Origin of the sequence: Thalassospira profundimaris (assembly GCF_003326755.1) — a bacterium.
In the GTDB taxonomy this organism is placed as follows: Bacteria; Pseudomonadota; Alphaproteobacteria; order Rhodospirillales; family Thalassospiraceae; genus Thalassospira; species Thalassospira profundimaris_B.
The window spans coordinates 131866-154563 of the sequence record NZ_JPWH01000006.1; the positions used below are offsets into that span (position 1 = coordinate 131866).

The 22698-nt window shown below is 54.6% G+C and carries 18 protein-coding genes; 4 read left to right on the plus strand and 14 right to left on the minus strand.

Annotation, left to right across the window (positions count from 1 at the left end; all coding sequences use genetic code 11):
* Positions 1-38: 38 nt before the first annotated feature.
* The 12 genes from TH25_RS09175 to TH25_RS09230 all read right to left on the minus strand — a co-directional run bounded on the left by TH25_RS09175 (position 39) and on the right by TH25_RS09230 (position 14769).
* Positions 39-797, minus strand: a complete 759-nt coding sequence (locus tag TH25_RS09175; protein WP_114088125.1) for a polysaccharide deacetylase family protein — start codon at positions 795-797, stop codon at positions 39-41.
* Positions 781-1926, minus strand: coding sequence for a glycosyltransferase family protein (locus TH25_RS09180; protein ID WP_114088126.1), 1146 nt, complete (start codon positions 1924-1926; stop codon positions 781-783). The genes TH25_RS09175 and TH25_RS09180 overlap by 17 nt, the downstream gene beginning before the upstream one ends.
* The gene (locus TH25_RS09185; protein ID WP_258549093.1) at positions 1923-2534 is read right to left on the minus strand and encodes a histidine phosphatase family protein; all 612 of its coding nucleotides are present in this window, start codon (positions 2532-2534) and stop codon (positions 1923-1925) included. Before TH25_RS09185 ends, TH25_RS09180 begins: the two co-directional genes overlap by 4 nt.
* On the minus strand, positions 2531-3676 hold the full coding sequence (locus tag TH25_RS09190; protein WP_114088127.1) for a glycosyltransferase family 4 protein: 1146 nt from the start codon (positions 3674-3676) through the stop codon (positions 2531-2533). The genes TH25_RS09185 and TH25_RS09190 overlap by 4 nt, the downstream gene beginning before the upstream one ends.
* A 5-nt stretch (positions 3677-3681) precedes the next feature.
* Positions 3682-4983: a glycosyltransferase family 4 protein gene (locus tag TH25_RS09195; protein WP_258549094.1), complete on the minus strand. Its 1302-nt coding sequence runs from the start codon at positions 4981-4983 to the stop codon at positions 3682-3684.
* Complete coding sequence (locus tag TH25_RS09200; protein ID WP_114088128.1) at positions 4980-6203, minus strand: glycosyltransferase family protein; 1224 nt, start codon at positions 6201-6203, stop codon at positions 4980-4982. Before TH25_RS09200 ends, TH25_RS09195 begins: the two co-directional genes overlap by 4 nt.
* A gap of 385 nt (positions 6204-6588) precedes the next feature.
* The gene (locus TH25_RS09205) at positions 6589-8160 is read right to left on the minus strand and encodes an MBL fold metallo-hydrolase (RefSeq protein ID WP_114088129.1); all 1572 of its coding nucleotides are present in this window, start codon (positions 8158-8160) and stop codon (positions 6589-6591) included.
* A gap of 115 nt (positions 8161-8275) precedes the next feature.
* Entirely contained in the window at positions 8276-9571 is a 1296-nt protein-coding gene (locus tag TH25_RS09210) for a molybdopterin molybdotransferase MoeA (RefSeq protein ID WP_114088130.1), read from the minus strand.
* A 98-nt stretch (positions 9572-9669) separates the two neighbouring features.
* Positions 9670-11406 carry an ABC transporter permease gene (locus TH25_RS09215; RefSeq protein WP_258549095.1) on the minus strand — a complete coding sequence of 579 codons (1737 nt, stop codon included), beginning with the start codon at positions 11404-11406 and terminating at the stop codon, positions 9670-9672.
* Between the two features lie 15 nt (positions 11407-11421).
* Positions 11422-12435 carry a Fe(3+) ABC transporter substrate-binding protein gene (locus tag TH25_RS09220; RefSeq protein WP_114088132.1) on the minus strand — a complete coding sequence of 338 codons (1014 nt, stop codon included), beginning with the start codon at positions 12433-12435 and terminating at the stop codon, positions 11422-11424.
* Positions 12436-12745: 310 nt separating this feature from the next.
* Positions 12746-13750, minus strand: a complete 1005-nt coding sequence (locus TH25_RS09225; protein ID WP_181847509.1) for a Fe(3+) ABC transporter substrate-binding protein — start codon at positions 13748-13750, stop codon at positions 12746-12748.
* A gap of 188 nt (positions 13751-13938) precedes the next feature.
* Positions 13939-14769 carry a 3'-5' exonuclease gene (locus TH25_RS09230; protein WP_114088134.1) on the minus strand — a complete coding sequence of 277 codons (831 nt, stop codon included), beginning with the start codon at positions 14767-14769 and terminating at the stop codon, positions 13939-13941.
* Positions 14770-15116: 347 nt separating this feature from the next.
* On the opposite strand from TH25_RS09230, the gene TH25_RS09235 reads away from it, so the two are divergent.
* Positions 15117-16157: an ABC transporter substrate-binding protein gene (locus tag TH25_RS09235; RefSeq protein WP_114088135.1), complete on the plus strand. Its 1041-nt coding sequence runs from the start codon at positions 15117-15119 to the stop codon at positions 16155-16157.
* Positions 16158-16324: 167 nt separating this feature from the next.
* On the opposite strand, the gene TH25_RS09240 is transcribed toward TH25_RS09235, so the two are convergent.
* Complete coding sequence (locus TH25_RS09240) at positions 16325-16834, minus strand: MarR family winged helix-turn-helix transcriptional regulator (RefSeq protein ID WP_114088136.1); 510 nt, start codon at positions 16832-16834, stop codon at positions 16325-16327.
* 225 nt (positions 16835-17059) lie between these two features.
* On the opposite strand from TH25_RS09240, the gene proV reads away from it, so the two are divergent.
* The 3 genes from proV to proX all read left to right on the plus strand — a co-directional run bounded on the left by proV (position 17060) and on the right by proX (position 20450).
* Positions 17060-18265 carry a glycine betaine/L-proline ABC transporter ATP-binding protein ProV gene (gene proV / locus TH25_RS09245; protein WP_114088137.1) on the plus strand — a complete coding sequence of 402 codons (1206 nt, stop codon included), beginning with the start codon at positions 17060-17062 and terminating at the stop codon, positions 18263-18265.
* Positions 18258-19367: a glycine betaine/L-proline ABC transporter permease ProW gene (proW, locus tag TH25_RS09250; protein WP_114088138.1), complete on the plus strand. Its 1110-nt coding sequence runs from the start codon at positions 18258-18260 to the stop codon at positions 19365-19367. Before proV ends, proW begins: the two co-directional genes overlap by 8 nt.
* Positions 19368-19433: 66 nt before the next feature.
* Complete coding sequence (proX, locus tag TH25_RS09255) at positions 19434-20450, plus strand: glycine betaine/L-proline ABC transporter substrate-binding protein ProX (RefSeq protein ID WP_114088139.1); 1017 nt, start codon at positions 19434-19436, stop codon at positions 20448-20450.
* 135 nt (positions 20451-20585) lie between these two features.
* On the opposite strand, the gene TH25_RS09260 is transcribed toward proX, so the two are convergent.
* The gene (locus TH25_RS09260; RefSeq protein WP_114088140.1) at positions 20586-22622 is read right to left on the minus strand and encodes an NADH:flavin oxidoreductase; all 2037 of its coding nucleotides are present in this window, start codon (positions 22620-22622) and stop codon (positions 20586-20588) included.
* Positions 22623-22698: the final 76 nt, after the last annotated feature.

The window sequence follows — 22698 nt, forward strand, 5'->3', positions numbered from 1 at the left end:
CGTTATCACCGGGTTGTCTTTTAAAGATTGGTCCATCCCTATTGCCACGGGAATACCCCGGGTATCGCCTGCCAGTGCAGGGCGGGATGTTCAAACGAAAACAGATCATGCAAAAAGGCGGTTGTCGGCGCATCATGCACCAAATGATGGGTTAAAAGACCGGTCGTCTCTTCTGCGTCATACGTGCCGGTACGCCGCCCCTGCAAATGGTCAACCATCGCCGCCAGACAATGACTTTCACCCGCAAATCCGCGGGTTCCCCGCCAGTCTATCACGTCAATATGGGTATTAACCTGTAATAACCCGCCAATCGGGTAGCTGGATTTGCGCGCGCCAAAGGTTGAAAAGGCCCGGATTCCGATGTGCGGCAGGCCCTGCATCACGGCAGGCGCAATCCTGTTCCAGGGCGGCACCATCACGGGCAAAAAACGACTGGCAAAGCGCGAGGTTAAAATATCAAAGCCCGATTGAAGCTCTTCCAGGACGGATTCGACAGGGCGAACATCATCAAGTTCCTGCTTTTTACGGTCCGCCGGTGTATGACTTTGATGGCGCCAGCCATGCTGCAAAATACGGGTATCGACCGTTTCAACAAGGCGTTCAACCAGGTCATTTTGCAGCTTGCCGGGAATAACGGCCAGGGCCAAAGGCACGCGATAACTGCGCTCGCAGGACAGGATTTCCTCGAGCTGCGGGGTTACGGCAACGGCATCGTCGTCCCGCCACCATAATGTCGCTTGTGCGCCTTCCTGCGCCCAGCAATCAAGCTCGGTGCGAAGGTCATCCCAGGTGCCCATGATCTTTCCCCATTATTATTGCCCTGATTTTAGCCGCACCTATACGCGCCCCGTCCAGCAATAATTCAAATTCTTTGGGAAAATCTGCATTATCCATTGCCCGTGCCAGCGTTTCCGGCTGCAACTGACAGGCAGGCAGCAGCGAAATAATGCCTTTATCGGCAAAAATCTCTGCCCGTTCGCGCTGTTCGCTCTCTCCGCCTTCGGCAAACGGAACCATCACCGAGGGCACCCCTGCCGCCAGCACATCCATCAGGGTATTATAACCTGCCTGTGACACCGAAATGTCGGCCCGCACCAGCCTGTCGCGAAAATCGGGTAAAAAGCGATGCAGCCTTATCCCGTCGGGCAGATTGGCAGAAAGCCCGGCAAAGGCATCAGCCGGGAAATGCGGGCCGGTAATAATATCCCAATGCGCCTTTGCATATTGGGCCGATAACGGGCGCGCGGCAATCGCGGCCGCGATTAAGTCGGCACCGACTGCACCCCCACCGGCCGATACCACCACGCCTGCACGGGATACGCTGCTATCGCGTTTCACATCGGCAGCGACATAGCCGGTATAGTCCAGCATATCGCACAAATCAGCGGCAAAGGGAAAGCTGCGATCAAAGCCGAAAACAGCAGGGTCGCCATGCACCAGAACCCGGTCAAAATGCGATCGCGCCACGTCCCGCATCCAGCGTTCCTTTTGGATGTCCTTTTTGCGCACCAGCAAATCACGTACCGAGCAAACCCGTTTTACACCATCCTCCCCGGCCCGCTCCAATAATGGCAATAATTCAAACCGAAAGGCCCGGCGGCCAAAGGGGAACATTTCCACCAGCAAAAGGCGCGGCGACAGCTCCTGATAGGCGGCAAACAGGGCGTTCTTACGTCCGTCCTTCCAGGCATCATCTACCGGTTTTCCATCCTGATCAACCAGACCGGAAAAACCATGATCGGCACTGCGGCACGCGGGCAACTGAATGACGCAATCAGCCCCAAAATCAATCGCCTCATCGGGGATGCCGCCGCTAACAACACCCACGGTGAGGCCCTGTTTACGCATTTCCGCCACCAGCAAGGCAGTACGACGCACATGACCAATTCCCAACAAATGCTGCACATAAATCATCACATCGGTCATGGGAGATGTCCTTTAATCGGGATCAAGGGCACGTTCAATTGCGAGACGGACAAACCCTTCGCCGCCGACCAGCGAAAAACGTGCAAGGCATCCCAGCGCAGTTTATCGGGGCTTTTGCCCAGCATATTCCAGCCCCGTGCATGGGCATACAGGGCGCGAATGACGCCTTTGTGGGTTGTCACGCCAAAATCACCATTCGGCCATTGCCGCAAGAACGCCAGCACCCGCTGCAAAACATCACGCGGGCTTTCGCCCCCCTCGGGGCGGAAATCCCAGCCGCGATCCTCGTTTTGTTGCATGGCATCGCCCTGCGCGGCGCGAATGTCTGCCAATTTTCGGCCTTCCCACTGCCCCCAATTCATTTCAATGAAAGCAGGCAATGCACCAACCACGTCAATACCCAGTGCTGACATCGTTTCGCCCGTACGTTTTAGCGGACTTGTATACCAGGGCTGATCAGCCCATTCGCCGGGGAGACGCAACCGGTGCAACTGATCGCGGGTTTCGGGCAACAGGCCAATATCGCTATGCCCCTGAATACGGCCGTCGCGGTTCCAGGATGTGGCACCATGTCGCAAAACGGCAAATGAAAAATCAGCCTGCATCATGGGATATCCTGCTGATCAAGTACATCCGCAATCACGTGGTCCAGCACCCTTGCTGCCGATGAAATATCGTGATGGGCCAGCGCATTTTGTGCGGCCCTTTGCCCAATGGATTTTAATACCGCACGATTGGCAAGGCAGTATGCCAACTGGCGGGCAAATGCCGCCGGGTCGCCCGCAGGAACCAGCCAGCCTGTTTCCCCATTTCGCACAATGCCGCCAACACCACCATAATCACCGGCCACTACCGGCAAACCTGCCGCCTGTGCCTCCAGCAGGGCCATGCCATAGGCCTCGTTAATAGCGGGCCAAACGCATAGATCGGCCCGGGCCAGATGATCCCGCGTGGTGGTGGCATCGCACTGCCCGACAAAAACCACCCGCCCCGCATCAAACCGGGCAAACAGCCCCGCAACATCGTCTCGCGCCGGGCCATCACCCACGATTGTCAGCCGCCAGTTTTGTGCCACATCCGCTGGCAAAGCACCCAGTGCTTCGGCCAGCAGAACAAAGGATTGAAATTTGTCACCCGGCCGCATCATGGCAACGGTGATCAGTTCCACCGGGTCCGAACTTGTAGTCGCATCTTGTTGCAATGCGGGCCGCTCGCCCGCCCTCTGCCAGGCACCGATATCGGTAAAAGGCGGTAAAAAATGAAGTTTCTGCGCCCCGGTAATAGGTGCCAGGCATGCCATATCGGCCCGGTTGGGGCACAAAACTGCACGGGCCTGTTGCAACGCCTGTTCAACCGCACGATGGCTCGCCGCCCAGGGGCCTGTTGCGCGTTTGGGGGCATGGGATGCCTCGCACAGGATATAGGGAATACCCAATTCGGCGGCGACCAGCGGACCGATCCAGTCCGGTGCCTTGTAATAAAGATGATAGGTAAACCAGATATCGGGCCGGGGCAAAAAACCGGTTTCATAACGGCGCAACAAGCGGCGCGCCAATTTACCACCCAGTTCGGCCAATTGCATTTGTCGCAAACTATTGCCATCCGCCACCCGGCTGCGCAAACGTGCCGCAATATCCACATCATGCCCGGCGCGTTTTAACGCCGTCACCAGCAACCGCGCCATCAAACGGTCACCCGATGGCACCGGATGATCAAGCGGCTTTAACGGGGCGTAAAACGCAATTCGCATGGCGGTTACTCCCGCATGGTGGCAAGTGCGTCGTCTGTGCCCGCAATTTCCGGCTTTTCGTCAGGCGCAATGCCAAATCTGCGCCCCAATTCGCGCATTCCGGCATGAAAGGAAAAATCCCGACGCACAATATCATTGCCCGCCTGCCCCATACGAATACGCTTTGCCGGATCAGCAATCATGTCCTGCAAGGCAATCGCCAGCGCAGTTTCATCACGCTGCGGCACCAGAAGGCCATTTTCCCCGTCGCGGATCAATTCCGGAATGGCGGAAATTCGGGTAGAAACAGCGGCAAGCCCACAAAGCTGCGCTTCCATCAGCACATTGGGCAGGCCATCGCGGTCCCCGTCTTGTTCGATCCGGCTGGCAAGAACAAACAGATCAGCCTTTTGGCAGGCGGCTATCACTTCGGCCTGGTCTCGCGGGCCTTGCCAGTCGCATTTATCGGCAATGCCCAGTTCCTGCGCCAAAGCCTGGTATTTTTCACCCTTGCCGCCGCCAATATGAACAAAGCGCCAATGCAGGCCGGATGGCAGTTTTGTCAGGGCACGCAACAGGTCGTCATAGCCCTTTTTACCGACCAGCCGCCCGACCGATAGAATGACCACCGGGTCGTTTTCGTTGCGGCCATCGCGCAAGGGGCGATCAGGCAGTTCTTCGGGAAAACGGGAGAAATCTAGCCCGTGATAGAGCAAATTCACCTTGGCGGGATCATCTGCCAGCGCCTTTAAATGATCCACATTGGCGCAGGTACATGTGACAAGCCAGTCCATATCGGCCAGTTTTTCGCGCATTTCCCAATCGGGGCTGGTGTAAATATCCTTGGCATGGGCCGAACAGGACCACGGCAATTGCCGCATCATCGCGCCATAGCGCGCAACGGATGCCGGGGTATGCAGGAAATGGGCATAAATGCGGGTAATGTCAGCAGGCAATTCCGCGGCCATCACCATAGCCTGGCCCATGCGACGAATGCGGTTGCGGGTGGTATCGCGCTTAAAATCGCGCCACCAGGCCCACATGGCCGCCCGATAGCCCGGCATACGGCGTGCCTTCCACCAGCCGGCCAATACGCGCAAGGGTTCATCATGCAGATATTCCGGCAAATAATCGACCGAACCGGTAATACGATGATGAATGGGGTGGCGTTTTTTATCGGTCGGATGACGCAGCGACACGATTCGATACGGAATCCCCGCCTGCTGAATACCCAATATTTCCTGGGCAATAAAGGTTTCAGACAGGCGCGGATAGCCCTTTACCACAATGGCAATATGGTCAACATCTTCCATTGGGGCGGACATCATGCCGTCGCATACTCGGGTTGGGAAACCCCCCCCTCGCGCGGCAGCCACTGCTCCACCATCGCCGATACCGTTTCCAGCCCGCCCATAAGGCCCGGCACTGTCACACTGGACGGGGCCGGTTGGGCAGCAAGACCGCGCAGGGCCTGTGCCATTTCAAGCGGCGGACGCCCGCCCTCTTCGGTCAACATCCGGACAAGGCCCAGTTTTTCCGCTTGCGAAGCACGCACATATTGCTCCAACCGGGGCACGGTACGCGGCACAATGATAGAGGGTTTATCGAATGACAGAATTTCACAGAAGGTATTATACCCGCCCATCGCAATCACACCGGCCGATTTCGCCATTAGCATTTCGACATTGGCATCAAAGGTGATGACCGAAAGCTTGTCGATATTTTCAGCCCGTTCCATGAATTTCTGCTGCTCTGCAGGGGCCATGAACGGCCCCAGAACCACCAGCGACGGCAGGGGGATGCCAGGATCGGCCTCATAGGCACTAATCACCCAATCCACCAGATTAACGCCATCCCCCCCACCGCCAGTGGTCACAAGAAAATAGGGATCATCAAGTCCAAGTGATCCGTGTTCGGGGGCGGGCTTGCGGGTGGCGGTACGCGGCAAATAGCCCGTATAAGTCATTTTCTCTGCGACACCGGGCAAAAGGTCAATGCCCTGCAACGGATTGCAAATCTCGCGCAGGCCATAAACCCAGATATCGTCATAATAATTGGCAAGGGCGGGCGCGCAGTTTTTGCGCAGCCATTCTTCGCGCAGGGTGTCCGGGTCGTCCATCACATCGCGCAGGCCAAGAACCAGGCGCGTATGACGGTCCTTGAGCATTTTCAGGGTCGGTTCCACCTCGCCGCGCAGGCCGAGCGGTTCCTTGTCGACAATAAACAGATCGGGGTCAAAGACATCGGCCGTATGCTGGATAATCGATTCCCGCATTGCCAGCATTTGCTCGACATCAATATCCAGGTTCAGCGACGTATATTCGCCATTGGAAAGTTTGATCACGCCGGGAATGCGGACAAAATCAACACGGGATCGAAATTCAAAGCTGCCAATGATGGGTGATCCCGACAGGATTAACACCGACACATCATCCCTGTTGTCAACCAGGGCATGCGCAATGGTGCGACACCGCCGCAAATGGCCCAGGCCGAATGTATCGTGACTATAAATCAAAACACGATAGCCGCGTGCGCCCTTTAAAGACATAATACCGTCCGCAATTCGGGTGTCCCTAAAGACATGGTTGCTTCATCAGCAAATACATTGCCGCCATTCCGTCGTCCATGTCTCATTGAACCTCCCTATCGCCTTTTTTATAAAGGTGACAGGAATTTGGATAATGACAAGAAAATCTGCTCCAATAGTTAGCAGATTTCAGCAAGATGCAACCATCAGAAACGCCCGGACAAATACCGAAAAAACACAAAATCGGCCAAAGGGCAGCAACAACGCCGTTTTCGCAGTTGCAATAAAATTACAACATAATGATCATTAGTTGATTAAAACCGGAACACGGCAACCCAAAAGAATTGCATTGCAACTGCTTTCTGGTTTTCAAATCCAACAACGGGACTGGAAGCCTGTCATCCTGTCACGCGCGATTAATCACACTCACCAGTTTTGCCAGCAATTTTTCCCGTTCGCGGTTGGTGCCAAGACCTGCCAGTTTTTCCGACAGTGCAGTAAGGGTACGGGCATAATCATTGTGCCAGTCTTCGCGCGACATGGCCTCTGCCCCGCCGCGTTTGGCAATCGGGGCCTGCACTTCCTGACCCCGTTGCAACAGAACAGTTTCATCGAGTGTGGGACAGGACAAAAGCCTGGGCGCAATATCATGAGCCAGCAGCAAATCCCGGAACGTCGCCCGCGCGGCATTTTCACCGTGGGTCAGGAAAATCTTTTTATGAACCGGCAAACGCCCCTTAACCCAGTCAAGCAGCGTTTTTTGGTCAGCGTGGCCGGAATAAATATCGAGGTTACGGATACGCGCCCGCACCTGGATTTCATCACCATGAATACGAACCGATTTTGCCCCGGACAGCAAAATGCGCCCCAATGACCCGGCGGCCTGAAACCCGACCAGCAGCACGGTGCATTCCGCGCGCCATAAATTGTTTTTCAAATGATAACGTACACGCCCGGCATCGCACATGCCACTGGCCGATAATATGATCGCCCCCTTTTTGATGCGGGCAAGCTGAATGCTGGCTTCGACATCGGGCACCATATGGAAATTGGGATGTGTCAGGGCATGGGCATCTTCGGGCGATAAATACCGGGCGAAAACACCGGTTGCGCGTTGGGCCAGCGGACTGTCGATAAACACATCGGCCTTGGGCAGCGCCCCACTGTTAAACAAAGCTGCCAGGTCAACCAGCAATTCCTGGGTACGGGCCACGGCAAAGCTGGGAATCACCAAATTTCCGCCCGCCTCCAGGGCCGCACGAATTTCATCGGCCAAAAGGGTACGGCGTTCGCTGGCGGAAATATCCACCCTTTCCCGGTCTCCATACGTGGTTTCCACAAACAGGTAATCCACATCGGCCGGGCCTTCTGGGGCCTCGTTAAACACCGCCTCGCCCGTCCCAATATCGCCGGAAAACAGCAAATGCCGGGGTTTTTGGCCTGCTTCGCCGTCTATTTTAATCTCGATAGAGGCCGATCCCAAAATATGCCCGGCATCCCAATAGCGCACCTCGAAACCGGGAACAATTTCACCCCATTCATGATACTCAACCGGGCGTAAACGTTTCAGGGCCTTTTCGGCATCCTCGCGGGTATAAATAGGATCAACGGCTGGCAAACCACGGCGGGCATTGCGGCGATTAAGGCGGTCAACTTCCGTTTCCTGAATATAGCCGGAATCGGGCAGCATATAAGTCAGTAGATCACAGGTCGGCTGGGTGGCAAAAACAACCCCGATAAACCCGGCCTTGACCAGTTTGGGGATCAGCCCGGAATGATCGATATGGGCGTGGGTCAGCAATACTGCGCGAATGTCGCTGGCATCAAAGGGAAACGGACCATAGTTCAGTTCCTTGACCGTTTTGTTGCCCTGGAACATGCCGCAATCGATCAGAAAATTGCCAACTGGTGTGCGCAACAGATAGCAGGACCCGGTCACACCACCTGCCGCACCACAAAATGTTACCGAAAGTGTCATCGAAGCCTCCCCGTATCGCCCGCCTGCATCTACAATGGGCGCGCAAGGAGAATGGCTCCATGATATGGATCAGTCGCAAAAATTATTGGCGAAAAACACCCGATAATTCATCGCTCTAAAATGCCTGCAGCCCGGCAAACGGAATATAGTCCACGATCTCGCCCTGCTGCACGCCGGCACGGTCTTCGGCCAGTTCAATCAGTCCTTCGGCCCACACCATCGATGACAGAACCCCGGAACTGCTGGAATGAAACGGCAACGCCACCATTTGACCATTGCCATTGCGATGCAGGCGCGCACGCAACCATTCACGCCGGCCTGTTCGACGCTTAAGGTTAAACCCGGCAGGCATCGGAAAACGCACAATGGCGCGGTCTTCAATACGGGCTCCCATCATATGCAGCAGCAATGGCACGGCATATAACAACCCCGATACCATCACCGAAACCGGGTTGCCCGGCAATCCCAGCACCAGACAATCACCAATTCGCCCGCGCATAAGGGGTTTGCCCGGCTTGATGGCGAGTTTCCAGGCCTCGATACTGCCAAGCGAATCAACAACCGGCTTTAACAGGTCCGCCTTGCCAACCGAAACCCCGCCCGATGTCAAAATCACATCATGATTGTCGGCAGCCTCGCTTAAGGCGGCTTGTAAAACGGCAAAATCATCGCGCAACAGGCCAAGATCGGTCACATCGCAGCCAATGGCACGCATCATGCCAATCATGGCAAACCGGTTGCTGTCATAAATACCGCCAGGTGGCAATTCACCACCCGGTGCGGCAAGTTCATCCCCCGTGGAAAAAACAGCCACCCGCAACGGGCGTGCAACAACCAGATGCGCACGTCCCTGCCCCGCCGCCACGGCAACATCCTGCGGACGCAGCCGTTTGCCCGCGGGTAAAAGGACGGTTCCCTGTTTAACATCCTCGCCCGCACGACGGATATTATCGCCCTGGCGCACCCGCTCAATTACCGCCCGTTCTATGCGGATTTCGCTTTCATCCGCGCTGGCGGCAACATTTTCCTGAATAATCACCGCATCCGCCCCATGCGGGATGGCCGCCCCGGTGGCAATGCGAACCACGCGGCCCGTCGGAATTTCATCAATAAATGGATGCCCGGCCAGCGCAACACCGGCAACCGGCAAAGTCAGAGCGCCGGTTTGCGGCAGCAGGGCCAAATCCGCCATGCGAAGGGCATACCCATCCATCGCCGAATTATCAACCGATGGCACATTGATCGCGGCAATAACATCCTCGCGCAGGATCGCGCCATGACACTCCGTAAGCTCGCGGGTTTCAATCAGGTCGGAAACGGGTACCTGTTCACAGGCCAGACGCAAGGCGACATCAAGCGGGGTCAAGCCCGGCTGGCTGCCAGAACCGGACGTCACTGAATTGTCTGCCATATCGCCATACCCTCCTGGAAAAACAAAACCTGGCTCTCTAATAGCTCGATAATGCCAGACAAAACAAGAAAACCGGCGAAATATTCCTGTAAAACCAGTTAATTACGATGACCAGGCCGGGAGCGCGAAATAGCACGGCTCAACATTACCACGGGAATAACCCCGACCAGCACAATGGTTAAGGCCCCAAGCGCGGCCTGTTCGATCATTTCATCCTTGGCATATTGGTACACATGGGTTGCCAGGGTATCGAAATTGAATGGCCGCAAAATAAGCGTTGCAGGCAGTTCCTTCATTGAATCGACAAAAACCAGCACACAGGCCGCCAGAATACCGCCCCGCACCAGCGGGAAGTGAATGCGTTTCAAGGTGCCAAACGGGGTTTCGCCCAGGGTACGGGCCGCATCATCCATGCTGGGGCGGACCTTGCCCAGTGCCGCCTCGATCGAGCCATAGGACACCGCCATAAACCGCACACTATAGGCAAAAACGATGGCAAAAATGGTACCGCTTAATAACAAGCCGGTTGATATGCCAAAATGATCGCGCATAAAGGCATCAACGGCATTATCCAGCCCGGCAAAGGGTACCAGAACACCAATTGCCAGCACCGCACCGGGCACCGCATACCCCACCGATGCCAAACGAATGCAGGCCCGCAGGGCCGGTTTGGGAAACAGGCGCAGGGCATAGGCCAAAAACAGTGCCGCGCTTACCGCCATTAGGGTGGCAAGACCCGAAACCAAAAGGCTGTTCCTGGCAAATTCAAAAAAATCGCTGGTCCAGGACTGGTCAAAATAGCCAATTGAATAGTAAATCAAAACCGATGCCGGAATGACAAAACCCAGCACAATCGGCAAGATACATACCAGCAAAGCCGCCGTTTTGGCCCCCAGGCCCAACTCATACCCCGGCAATTCCTGAAAACGCGATGTCGTATCGTGAAACCGCTGACGGCGGCGGGAATAACGCTCTGCGACAATCAGCACCACCACAACCACCAGCATGGTCAGCGCGATTTGCGCCGCCCCGCCGGCATTGCCCATGCCCAGCCACACATTAAAAATACCGGCAGTCAGGGTATGCACGGCAAAGAAATCGATGGTGCCAAAATCGTTCAGCGTTTCCATCAGCGCAATGATCACACCCACCACAATCGCCGGGCGCGCCAATGGCAGGGCCACGGTGACAAAGGCATTCCAGGGGCCACGGCCCAAAACCCGTGCGGCTTCAAGCACACATACCGATTGCGACAGAAAAGCCGCCCGGGCCAGCATGTAAACATAGGGATAAAGTGTCAGGCTTAGAACGATAATCGCGCCGCCCTTGGTACGGATATCGGGAAACCAGTAATCCCGCGCATTTTGAAACCCAAACCAGGCGCGAATAGCGCCCTGCACCGGCCCGGCATATTCCAGAAGGTCGGTATAAACATAGGCCACGATATAGGCCGGAACGGCCATTGGCAGCAGCATCGCCCATTCAAAAAACCGCTTGCCCGGCAGGCGGCACATTGTCACCACCCAGGCCGACGAAACCCCCATCAGGGTCACGCCAATCCCCACCCCGATCATCAGGATGAAGGTGTTGGACAAATAGCGCGGCAACATGGTGGAGGCCAGATGCGGCCAGATATTTTCGGTCGGAAACAAAGCCAGATAAACAACGGCAACAATCGGCGCTGCCACCAAAAGGGCAATCACCATTGCCCCACCCAGCCACCACGAAGACTGCCCCTGCGGCCACCAGCGCATGGAACGCACCAGCGGGCGGCTTTTAAGCGGGTCAAAGGTCTCGCTGGCGGCAGACGTGCGATAATCCGGATGAGTTGCCAAAATGCACCGATATTTTTATTCGTTAAAGCCGACTTCGTCGATCATGCGGATGGCATCGCCACGCAAATCCGCCACCTCATTCAATGGCAGGGTATCGGCATCAAACCGGCCCCAGGATTCAACCATTTCCGACCATTCAACACCAGGCTTTACGGGATATTCAAAATTGACTTCGGCATACATATGCTGCGCTTCATCACCCGACAGAAATTCCACCAGCTTGATGGCATTTTCGCGATTTGGCGCATTTTTCATCAGCGCCACACCGGAAATATTCACATGTGTACCGCGACCCTCCTGATTGGGGAATACGATACGCACCTGTTTGGCGGCATCGGCCTTGTTCGGGTCATCCATCATCTTGCCGTAATAATAGGAATTGCCAATCGCGACATCGCATACTCCCTGGGATACGGCCTCGATCTGGTCAATATCGGCCCCCTGGGGTTTGCGGGCCAGATTATCCTTTAAACCCGTCAGCCATTCTTTGGCCTTTTCCGGGCCATGATGGGCAATCATCGAGGCCACAAGCGCGATATTGTAAACGTGCATCCCCGAACGAATGCAAACGCGCCCCTTCCATTTGGGATCGGCAAGGTCTTCGTAAGTCTTGATCGCATCGGGTTCAACCCGGTCCAGGGAGGTATAAATCACCCGTGCCCGCGTGGTCAGGCCAACCCACTGCCCGTCCTTGTCACGGTATTGCGCGGGGATGTTTTTTTCGATCACATCACTGGTCAGGGTTTGGGTCACACCGGCATCCACCGCATCCTGAATACGGCCAATATCAACGGTTAACAGCAAATCCGCCGGGCTATTGCGCCCTTCATGCTTTACACGTTCCACCAACCCGCTTTGCGAAAACAGGGTATTGACACGAATGCCGGTTTCCTCGGTAAATTTTTTAAACATCGGCTTGATCAGGAACGGCTGACGCAACGAATAGACATTCACTTCCTGCGCGGCCTGAGCGACAGAGCATGAAACAGTTGCTATCGCCAGTCCGAGAATGATTTTTCGCAGGTACATGAAGGCTCTCCTGATCGTTCCAATAATGACAATGGGAATGAAAAACATTCGCAGGACGCGAAATTAACGTTTCAAGAACCAAGTTGGCAAGGCTCAATCACAACGATCACTGCAATCTTGCCTATTCAAACAGTTTCATATGTCAAACTGACCTCAAACCACCATAAAATTCATTCTTAAAATCATGCCGTACCACATTGTTTTAAAAATATTTCAAGTCAGAAAAATTTCTGGCGCATATTAAAAAGGGCCTGGGGAAAACCTTACCCCAGACCCATGCGACAATCAGCCTGACCTTGGCGACATCGACCTATTCGTTATAGCCAACCTGATCAACCATTCGCACCGCATCGGCACGCAGGCGGGCGATTTCGGCCAATGGCAAATCATCGGCCTTGAAAGTCCCCCAGGACTTTACGTTTTCAGCCCATTCAACGCCCGGTTTGACAGGATATTCATAGTTCACTTCGGCATAGATTTTCTGGGCTTCATCACTGACCAGAAATTCCATCAGCTTAATGGCATTTTCCTTATGCGGTGCGCCCTTGATCAGCGTCATACCGGAAATATTCATCGACATGCCCCGATCCGCCTGATTGGGGAACACGATATTAACCGCTTCGGCCCAGCTGCGCTGGTCCGGGTTATCCATCATTTTCCCGAAATAATAAGTATTGCCAATGGCGATATCACATTCGCCTTCCTTGATCGCCTTGACCTGCCCGCGGTCATTGCCCTGCGGCTTGCGGGCCAGGTTTGATTTCAAACCTTCCAGCCAGGCCTTGGCATCCTCGGTCCCGTGATGGGCAATCATGGATGCAAACAGGGCAATATTATAATCATGCGTGCCAGACCGGGTGCAAACCCGCCCTTCCCATTTCGGATCGGCCAAGTCTTCGTAGCGGGTGATTTCGCCTTCTGCAACCCGCTCTTTGGAGGCATAAATGGCGCGGCCACGCTGGGTTAAGGCAAACCAGTGCCCGTTTTCATCACGCAAATGGGCAGGAATGCTGTTTTGCAAAACATCACTGTTAACACTTTCGGTTACACCGGCTGCCACGGCATCGGAAATACGGCTGATATCAACCGTCATCAACACGTCCGCCGGGCTGTTAACCCCTTCCTGTTTGATCCGTTCGACCAGCCCCTTTTCGGCAAAAATCACATTCACCTTAACGCCGGTCTGTTCGGTAAATTTCGCAAACAGCGGTTCAACCAAAAATGCCTGACGGAGCGAATAGACATTGACCTCCTGCGCCGATGCAGGGAGCGTTACGGCCCCAAGCGTCAATGCACCAAATACACAACCAGTCATTACTTTCTTGATCTTCAACGGGGCGCTCCTTTCCAGATTTACGTGGTAACACCGCAAATGAAATTGCGAATGGTTTTCAGCCGCAAGGACGTTACCTGCAAATCGCTCGCACGCCAAACCGAATGCACCAATATCCGCTACCGCTGTGAAACACTTCACGCAGCCCTGAAGACCGCCCGCAAACGGGATCACAAAATGTTGAAACTGCCCTTGCTGGAAACCCGCCATGCGTCGAGAAATTCGGCATATGCGGGAATATCCCCTGCCCGTTCCTCCAACCAGGAGACGGTCAAATTAATAGCGTGGTTGTAACCATCATGGTCCGTCAGGCCGGTATGCAAAACATAGCGCAAATACAAAAGATAGGTGTTTAAAACATCGGTTTCGCAATAACGCCGAATACCGTCCAGTTCTCCCTGATCAAACATGTCGGCAACCTTGCTGCCATCCACGCCGGTTTTGCCAGGAAGGTCCAGGGCGGCACACACCTCGTTCATTTTTGTGCGTGCCGAAGCACCGTAATCAGACAGAACCTCGGCCAGGTCACAATGCCAGTTTGGCGCATAGCGCGAGGTGTAATTTTCCCATTTATTGGCGGCCTGATGCAGCCAGCGCGCCGAAACCCCGTGCTTCATTGCCCGATATTTCAACACCGGCAAATCAAAACCCCGGCCGTTAAAGCTGACCAAACGGGGATAGAGCTTGCCGCAATAGGCAAAAAAGCCCGCCACAAGATCTTTTTCCTCGCTGGTCAAATCCCCGCCGGATCGAAGTTCCTCGATCTCGTAGGTTTCAAGATTGCCATCGCGCTGAATGGTGGCACGCAGAAAACTGATCGCAACCACCTTGTGAAAGGGTTGACGGGGAAAACCGTTGCGCCCGTCGGTAATATCAAGGTGATATTGCTCCAGCATTTTGCGCCCGGTTTCCGGGTCTGGTGCGGTTTCGCCGGTCAGATTGGGCAAAACATCGGTATCGGGCACCGTTTCAATATCAAAAACAAACAAACTGTCGTGCATGGGGCGGTCCGGTTATCATGAAAGTGGGCGGCGGAAATCATCCACACCATATACCCGATAAACCGGCCAATGACAGGGTTGATCATTTCTAGGCCCGTGTTTGCTGACATCTTCTGGCAGATCGACATGCCAAAACCACAACCTGCTGACACAGCCTGTCAATTTCATCGGGATCAGAGGTTGCGTAACCCGAAAGCCGACAGGTACACTTTTCGCCAGACTGTATCGGACTGCCAGCAGCAGACATGAGGGAACCATACCCTTTCTGGTTCGTATCATAATCTCATACCGACCGGCTGGCACATGATGCGCTTCCGGACTGTCAAAAATATCAAGGGACCCTGAAAATGAAATTCCTGTCCGCCGGAGCCACAACGCTGATCGCCATTGGCATCGGCCTTTCCTTTCAATTTAAGGCAATACCGGCCCGCGCTGCCGATGCCTCTTGTGAGATTGACCGCCCGGTGATGTTTGCCGGGCTAAATTATGACAGCGCCCTGTTTCACAATGCGGTGGCGCGTTATATCATCGAAAAAGGCTATGGCTGCCAGACCGATGCCCTGCCCGGTGAAACCATTCCGCTGCTCACGGGGGCTGGCAAAGGCGACATTGATGTTGTGATGGAAATCTGGCGCGACAATGTCGCCGATGCCTGGAAAAAGGCCGAAGCCGCCGGAACCGTCAAACAGATTGGCGTTAATTTTGACGATGCGGTTGAAGGCTGGTTCGTGCCCGCTTTTGTCGTTAAGGGTGACGAAAAGCGCGGCATCAAACCACTGGCCCCCGACCTTAAATCGGTTTCCGACCTGCCAAAATATACCGACCTGTTTGAAGACCCCGAAGAACCGGGCAAAGGCCGTTTTTACAACTGCCCGTCGGGCTGGGTCTGTGAAAAGATCAACAGCAACAAGCTTAAGGCCTATGGCCTCGAAGACAGCTACACCAATTTCCGTCCCGGCACCGGTGCCGCCCTGTCTGCCGCCATTGCCTCGGCCAACAAGCGGGGCGAGCCAATCCTGTATTATTACTGGGGACCGACCTGGGTGATGGGCCTTTATGACAGCGTAAAGCTGGAAGAACCGGCCTATAACAAGGAAATTTTCGACAAGCTGAAAGATGGCAGCGATGTCAGCCAGGCAACCGCCTATCCGCAAAGCACGGTAACGGTCGGTGTCAATACCGGCTTCATGAAAGCCGCACCAACCCTGACAAAATTCCTGTCGAACTATCATACCAGCAGCGCACTGGTTTCGGAAATGCTGGCCTATATGCAGGATGAAGGTGAACAGCCCGAAGGAGCCGCCGAATATTTCCTGAAGAACAAACAGGATGTCTGGACCAAATGGGTCCCGGCAGATGTCGCCCAGCGGGTCAAAGACAGCCTTTAAAAATATCGGAAAAAGATATGTCAGGCAGAAAACACTGTTTGCGCCTAACGAAATCCAGATCGTGAAACCACCCTGGGGGGCAGTCATGGGCTGCCCCTGATTTTTTATTTATATGCAACAAAGCCCTGTATCAGGCGTTGTTAAAAAAATCTCGACCTCATATCCGGTCAGGCATCGGACGAAAAACTGTCCTCTCTTTGACGCGATTTGGTCGGCGGACGCAAGTTCACGTCATCACCTTCCATCAACATGGCAATTTTCTTTAGTGATGTAACAATACGTCCACGCTCGTTATCTTTTAAGCCTTCAAAACGGTCCATAAAGTCATCGTCAAGCAAAGGCGGCGTATTGCGGATCATCTCTGCCCCTTTTTCCGTCAGGCAGCTATTGACGACACGCTTGTCGGTTGTATTGCGAACGCGGCGGACAAAGTTGCGTTCTTCCAGGCGATTCAGAATGGTTGTCACCGTTGCCTGGCTCAACGATACGTGACGCGAGATTTCCTTTACGGTCACGTTTCCCAATTCCTGAATCGCAAGCAAAACCACAAGTTGCGGCACGGTTAGACCGCAAACCTTCATTACATGTTTTGAATGCAAATCGGATGCACGGATGATCTGGCGCAGGGCAACCAGTACATCAAGTGAATCGCGCCGTTTTTGCTGTTCTGACGTCATCAAAACACTTTCAAAATTCCCAAAACACCGTCAACCTATCTCAAATATAATTTGACATCAAATGTTTTGAATTGTAACCATCTTTGTATTGAATGTGACGGTGCTCGGGGAAGTGATCGCACTGGCCACGACCAGGCAGACCGGCCAAACACAAAACGAACGATCTTGCCCCTTCGGAATAAACCGGCGGGACAACGGGCTCGTTCCAAAAACCGACAGGGGACCATGACAGATAAAATTGTTGTAAAAGACCTGTACAAAGTCTTTGGCGACCACCCTGATCAGGCCATGAAAATGGTTCACGAGGGCATCGACAAAGCAGAAATCTTTGAAAAAACGGGCCAGACAGTTGGCGTCTGCGGGGCGAATTTCACCGTTCGCCAAGGTGAGATATTCGTGGTCATGGGGCTTTCGGGCTCTGGTAAATCCACACTTGTCCGTTTGCTCAACCGTTTGATCGAACCCACTGCCGGCCAGGTGCTGTATGACGGGGTCGATATTGCGGCAATGAATGCACAGGAACTGATGAATTTGCGCCGTCGCGATATGTCGATGGTCTTTCAGTCCTTTGCCCTGATGCCGCATCTGTCGGTTGTCGACAACGCCGCCTTTGGTCTTGAACTGGCCGGTGTTCCGGTTGAAGAACGCCAGAAGCGCGCCCTTGATGCGCTTGAGCAGGTCGGTCTGCGCGCCCAGGCGGATTCCTACCCCGACGAGCTTTCCGGCGGGATGCAGCAGCGTGTGGGCCTCGCCCGGGCCCTGGCCAACGACCCCGCCGTGATGCTGATGGACGAAGCCTTTTCCGCCCTTGACCCGCTTATTCGTGCTGAAATGCAGGATGAATTGCTGATTTTGCAGCGCGAACATAAACGGACCATCATCTTTATTTCGCACGACCTTGATGAAGCCATGCGCATTGGCGACCGCATCGCCATCATGGAAGGCGGGATTGTGGTGCAGGTCGGCACCCCCGAGGAAATCCTCAATAACCCGGCGAACGATTACGTTAAATCCTTCTTCCGGGGTGTTGATGTTTCTACCATCCTGTCGGCAAAAGACATTGTTTCCAAACGTGAAACCACGGTGATAGAGCGCGAGGGTGTTGGCCTTAAGACCGCCCAGCGCCGCCTTGAAACCGAAAACCGCGATTTTGCCTATATCGTTGGCAAAGACATGGAATTTCACGGTGTCATTTCGCAGGAAAGCGTTGAACGCGCCATCAAATCAGGGGCTGAAAAGCTGTCGGCGGCGTTCCTGCCGGATATTGAGCCTGTTACCGAAGATACGCAACTTTCCGAGCTGATCGGCAAGGTCGCCCATGCCCCATGCGGGGTCCCTGTTGTGACCGATAGCGGGCACTATACCGGTGTGATCAGAAAAGCGAAATTGCTTGCAACGCTTGACCCGGAAGGAGATTTGACCAATGGCTGATAACAGCAATCCGTGGGCAAGTGGTGGACAATCGGGTGCCGATGCCGCAACGTCAGGCGGCGGAGATGCCGCGTCCTCGGCCGCATCAAACCCCTGGGGCACGCCGGACCCGTCGGCGGGCAGCGGTGTTTCAGATACCGCAGGTGACTGGCTAGCCAATACCGCCCCGGCCCCGGAACATCATTTCAACATCCTGCAACCCTTTCACGATGCCCTTTTCCCGGTTGATGTCTGGGTTAACAATGGCCTGGACTGGGTGGTTAACCATTTCCGCAGCTTTTTCCAGGCTGTCCGCTGGCCGATTGATGCGGTTCTGACCGGGGTTCAAACCGGTTTGCAGGCCACCCCGGCGCTGCTTGTCATTGTTGTTCTTGCGCTGATCGCGTGGCAGGTTTCGGGTCGCAAACTGGCGATCGGTACCTTTATTTCCATGATTGTAATCGGGGTTATCGGTGCTTGGTCCCAGGCGATGGTCACGCTGGCGCTGGTGATTACCTCGGTCCTGTTCTGTGTCATTATCGGCCTGCCAACGGGTATCTGGCTGGCACGCAATGAACGGGCTTCCAACATCGTCCGCCCCGTTCTGGATGCCATGCAAACGACCCCGGCCTTCGTGTATCTGGTGCCGATTGTGATGCTGTTTGGTATCGGCAACGTCCCGGGCGTGGTTGTGACCATCATTTTCGCCCTGCCACCATTGATCCGCCTGACCATTCTGGGCATTCGCCAGGTTCCGGGCGATCTGGTGGAAGCCGCACGTTCGTTTGGTGCCAGCCCGAAACAGCTTCTGTTCCGTGTGCAGTTGCCCCTTGCCATGCCAACCATCATGGCCGGTGTCAACCAGACCCTGATGCTGGCCCTGTCGATGGTGGTGATTGCGTCCATGATTGCGGTTGGTGGTCTGGGGCAGATGGTTCTGCGTGGCATTGGTCGCCTTGATATGGGCCTCGCCACCGTGGGCGGCATCGGCATTGTGTTACTCGCCATCGTTCTGGACCGTATGACCCAGGCCCTTGGCCAGGATCAGCGCAGCAAAGGCTCCCGTCACTGGTATCAAACCGGTCCGGTCGGCCTCGTTCGTTCCCTTATGGGCAAGAAATAACCGCACTGCGGTTGCAACAAATAAAGGCTGAATCAACGGCCCAAACCACATAACAAGGAGAAGCCAATGACCATCCTGAAAAAGATTTCCGCCGGTGCAGCGATTGCTGTCACCAGCAGCATGTTGCTGGCAGGCACCGCCTTTGCCGACAACATGAAACCGGGCGAAGGTGTTGACGTTCAGCCGCTGAAAAGCTCGATCGCCGAAGAAACCTTCCAGACCCAGATCGTGATGAAGGCGCTTGAAAAGCTGGGCTATAACGTCAAGCCGATTCAGGAAATCGAATATGCCACCGGCATTGTTGCCATTGCCAATGGCGACGGTACCTTCATGGCCGATTTCTGGAACCCGCTGCATGCCGACTTTTACAAAAATGCCGGTGGCGATGCGAAAATCTATCGCGAGGGTGTGTATTCCCCCGGCGCGCTTCAGGGCTACCTGATCGACAAGAAAACCGCCGAAAAATACAACATCACCAATATCGAACAGCTTAAAGACCCGAAAATCGCCAAGCTGTTTGACATCAATGATGATGGCAAGGCGGACCTGGCCGGGTGTAACCCGGGCTGGGGCTGTGAAAAGGTGATCGAACATCACCTCGATGCTTATGGTCTGCGCGACACGGTCGAGCATAACCAGGGCTCCTATTCTGCCATCATCGCCGATACCATCACCCGTTACAAACAGGGTGAACCGATCCTGTATTACACCTGGACCCCGTACTGGGTTTCCGGCGTTCTGGTTCCGGGTAAAGACACCGTCTGGCTCCAGGTTCCGTTCTCCTCCCTTCCGGGTGAAAACAAGGATGCCGATACCGCCCTGCCCGATGGCAGCAACTATGGCTTCCAGGTGAACAACCAGCAGATCATTGCCAACAAAAAATGGGCCGAAGCCAACCCGGCAGCCGCCAAACTGTTTTCGATCATGCAGATTTCGGCCAATGACATCAGTGCGGAAAACCTGCTGATGCGCGATGGTCAGAAATCGGCCGAGGATATCTCGCGTCACGCCGACGCCTGGATCAAGGCCAACCAGAGCAAATTTGACGGCTGGCTGAAAGAAGCCCGCGCTGCGGCCGAATAATTCCGCAACGTTCCGTCAGATCATCCTCTGACCCAAGATATTAAAAAACAGCCCGCAGGTTCGCATCTGCGGGCTGTTTTGTTCTTTCGACCGTTCAGTCAGCCGTTCAGAAAGACATGAACAAAATAGCCCCGGTTAAATATCCTTCAGCAATCGAAGAGCATCATAAATCGCGGCATGGGTATTCCGTGCCGAAACCGCATCTCCAATACGGAACAACTGAAACATGCCGTCACGATTGCGAATAACAGATTGCGCCTGCCCCGAGATAAGCTGGTCATGCGACATTTCACCATGATTTGACGACAATGGCTTAAGGTCAAAATAGATGTCATCGAGCGGAATCGTGCCATGATTGACAACCACCTGATCAACAAGGCGCTGTTTTGCAACCCCGCCGTAATCACTACCGATATGCGCCATAAGTTCATTCCCGTGACGCACCACGGCATCAAGGCGGAATGTCACCGTGAATGTCACATCCAGCTTTTGTAAAGAACGCATATAGGGCACCAGGTTCATCCCCATCACCTCCGGGGCAAAGGCCCGGTCCGGCGTCATGATTTCCACCTTTGCCCCGGAACGTGCAATCACCTCGGCCGCCTGAAGACCGGCATGATCCCCGGCATCATCATAGACAAGCACGTTGGCCCCCGGCTTGACATCGCCCGATATAATGTCCCAGGACGATACCACCAGGTCATTCCCCTGTGACAATATCTCGGTGTGCGGCAGGCCACCGGTCGCGATAATGACAACATCCGGGTTTTCAGCGATAATCATGTCCGCCTCCGCCCAGCTGTTGAAATGAAATTTCACCCCAAGTTTCGCGCATTGATCGGCCCGCCAGTCAATGATGCTCATCATTTCCCGTCGGCGTTCATTTTGCGCTGTCAGCAAAATTTGTCCCCCGGCTCGCGCCGCCGCCTCATGGACAATAACCTCGTGTCCCCGCTCCGCCGCAACGCGCGCGGCCTCCATCCCGGCAGGCCCGGCACCAATAATCATCACCTTCTTGCGTTGGGCGGCCTTTTCAATGATTTGCGGCATCGAAAGTTCACGCCCGGTTGCTGCATTATGAATGCAGTAGGCCGCCCCGCCCTGATAAATCCGGTCCAGGCAATAATTTGCACCAACACAGGGGCGAATATCATCTTCGCGTTTCTCGATAATTTTGCGCACGATATGCGGGTCGGTCATATGGGCACGAGTCATGCCCACCATATCGACCTTGCCCGATGCAATGGCATGACGCGCCGTCGCCACATCGGGAATTTTGGCCGCATGGAATGTCGGAAAATCAGTTGCAGCACGGATTTCACCGGCAAAATCCAGATGTGGTGAATTGGCCATGCCCTGAATGGGGATCACATCGGTCAGGCCCGCGTCGGTATCGATATGCCCGCGAATGACATTCAAAAAATCCACCATGCCGCTTTCTTTCAAGCGATGCGAAATGGTCAGTCCGTCCTGCCGGGTTAATCCGCCGTCCAGTTGCTCGTCGCCCGTATATCGCACGCCGACAATAAAATCATCGCCAACCCTTTTGCGAATTTCGAGCAACACATCAAAGGTAAATTTCAGGCGGTTGTCTATACTGCCCCCATAAGGACCATCCAGCTCGTTGGTCAGCGGCGACCAGAACTGGTCCATCAGATGCCCATAGGCCTGCAATTCAATCCCGTCCATTCCGGCGGCTTTCATACGCTCGGCCGCATCGGCATAATCGGTGATGATCCTTTCAATATCCCAGTCTTCCATTTTCTTGGGAAAGGCACGATGGGCGGGTTCCCTTTTGTGCGAGGGCGATACCACCGGCAGCCAGAATGCCTTGTCCCAGCGTGTACGACGGCCAAGATGGGTTAACTGGATCATGACCGCCGCGCCCTGTTCATGCACCGCATCGGTCAAATCCTTCATCCACGGCACAACTTCGTCTTTATAAACCAGAAGGTTGTTGAAAACCGGCGGACTGTCCTTTGACACCGCTGCCGACCCTGCCGTCATGGTCAGGGCCACCCCGCCCTTGGCACGTTCAACATGATAGGCCCGATAGCGATCCTTCGGCATCCCGTCTTCGGGGTAAGCCGGTTCGTGCGAGGTCATCATGATGCGATTACGCAGGGTAAGATGTTTCAGTTGATAGGGTTGCAGCAGCGGGTCATTGGACATTTGCGGGACTCCTGATCAGGTGATTGAAAAACGGTACCGGAAAATGTACATAACTGTCAATTTTAAGATCATAGAT

Excerpts from the sequence above, each read along its gene's own strand:
- TH25_RS09175 (WP_114088125.1), bottom strand. The coding sequence starts at position 797 with ATGGGCACCTGGGATGACCTTCGCACCGAGCTTGATTGCTGGGCGCAG.
- TH25_RS09180 (WP_114088126.1), bottom strand. The coding sequence starts at position 1,926 with ATGACCGATGTGATGATTTATGTGCAGCATTTGTTGGGAATTGGTCAT.
- TH25_RS09185 (WP_258549093.1), bottom strand. The coding sequence starts at position 2,534 with ATGATGCAGGCTGATTTTTCATTTGCCGTTTTGCGACATGGTGCCACA.
- TH25_RS09190 (WP_114088127.1), bottom strand. The coding sequence starts at position 3,676 with ATGCGAATTGCGTTTTACGCCCCGTTAAAGCCGCTTGATCATCCGGTG.
- TH25_RS09195 (WP_258549094.1), bottom strand. The coding sequence starts at position 4,983 with ATGATGTCCGCCCCAATGGAAGATGTTGACCATATTGCCATTGTGGTA.
- TH25_RS09200 (WP_114088128.1), bottom strand. The coding sequence starts at position 6,203 with ATGTCTTTAAAGGGCGCACGCGGCTATCGTGTTTTGATTTATAGTCAC.
- TH25_RS09205 (WP_114088129.1), bottom strand. The coding sequence starts at position 8,160 with ATGACACTTTCGGTAACATTTTGTGGTGCGGCAGGTGGTGTGACCGGG.
- TH25_RS09210 (WP_114088130.1), bottom strand. The coding sequence starts at position 9,571 with ATGGCAGACAATTCAGTGACGTCCGGTTCTGGCAGCCAGCCGGGCTTG.
- TH25_RS09220 (WP_114088132.1), bottom strand. The coding sequence starts at position 12,435 with ATGTACCTGCGAAAAATCATTCTCGGACTGGCGATAGCAACTGTTTCA.
- TH25_RS09225 (WP_181847509.1), bottom strand. The coding sequence starts at position 13,750 with ATGACTGGTTGTGTATTTGGTGCATTGACGCTTGGGGCCGTAACGCTC.
- TH25_RS09230 (WP_114088134.1), bottom strand. The coding sequence starts at position 14,769 with ATGCACGACAGTTTGTTTGTTTTTGATATTGAAACGGTGCCCGATACC.
- TH25_RS09235 (WP_114088135.1), top strand. The coding sequence starts at position 15,117 with ATGAAATTCCTGTCCGCCGGAGCCACAACGCTGATCGCCATTGGCATC.
- TH25_RS09240 (WP_114088136.1), bottom strand. The coding sequence starts at position 16,834 with ATGACGTCAGAACAGCAAAAACGGCGCGATTCACTTGATGTACTGGTT.
- proV (WP_114088137.1), top strand. The coding sequence starts at position 17,060 with ATGACAGATAAAATTGTTGTAAAAGACCTGTACAAAGTCTTTGGCGAC.
- proW (WP_114088138.1), top strand. The coding sequence starts at position 18,258 with ATGGCTGATAACAGCAATCCGTGGGCAAGTGGTGGACAATCGGGTGCC.
- proX (WP_114088139.1), top strand. The coding sequence starts at position 19,434 with ATGACCATCCTGAAAAAGATTTCCGCCGGTGCAGCGATTGCTGTCACC.
- TH25_RS09260 (WP_114088140.1), bottom strand. The coding sequence starts at position 22,622 with ATGTCCAATGACCCGCTGCTGCAACCCTATCAACTGAAACATCTTACC.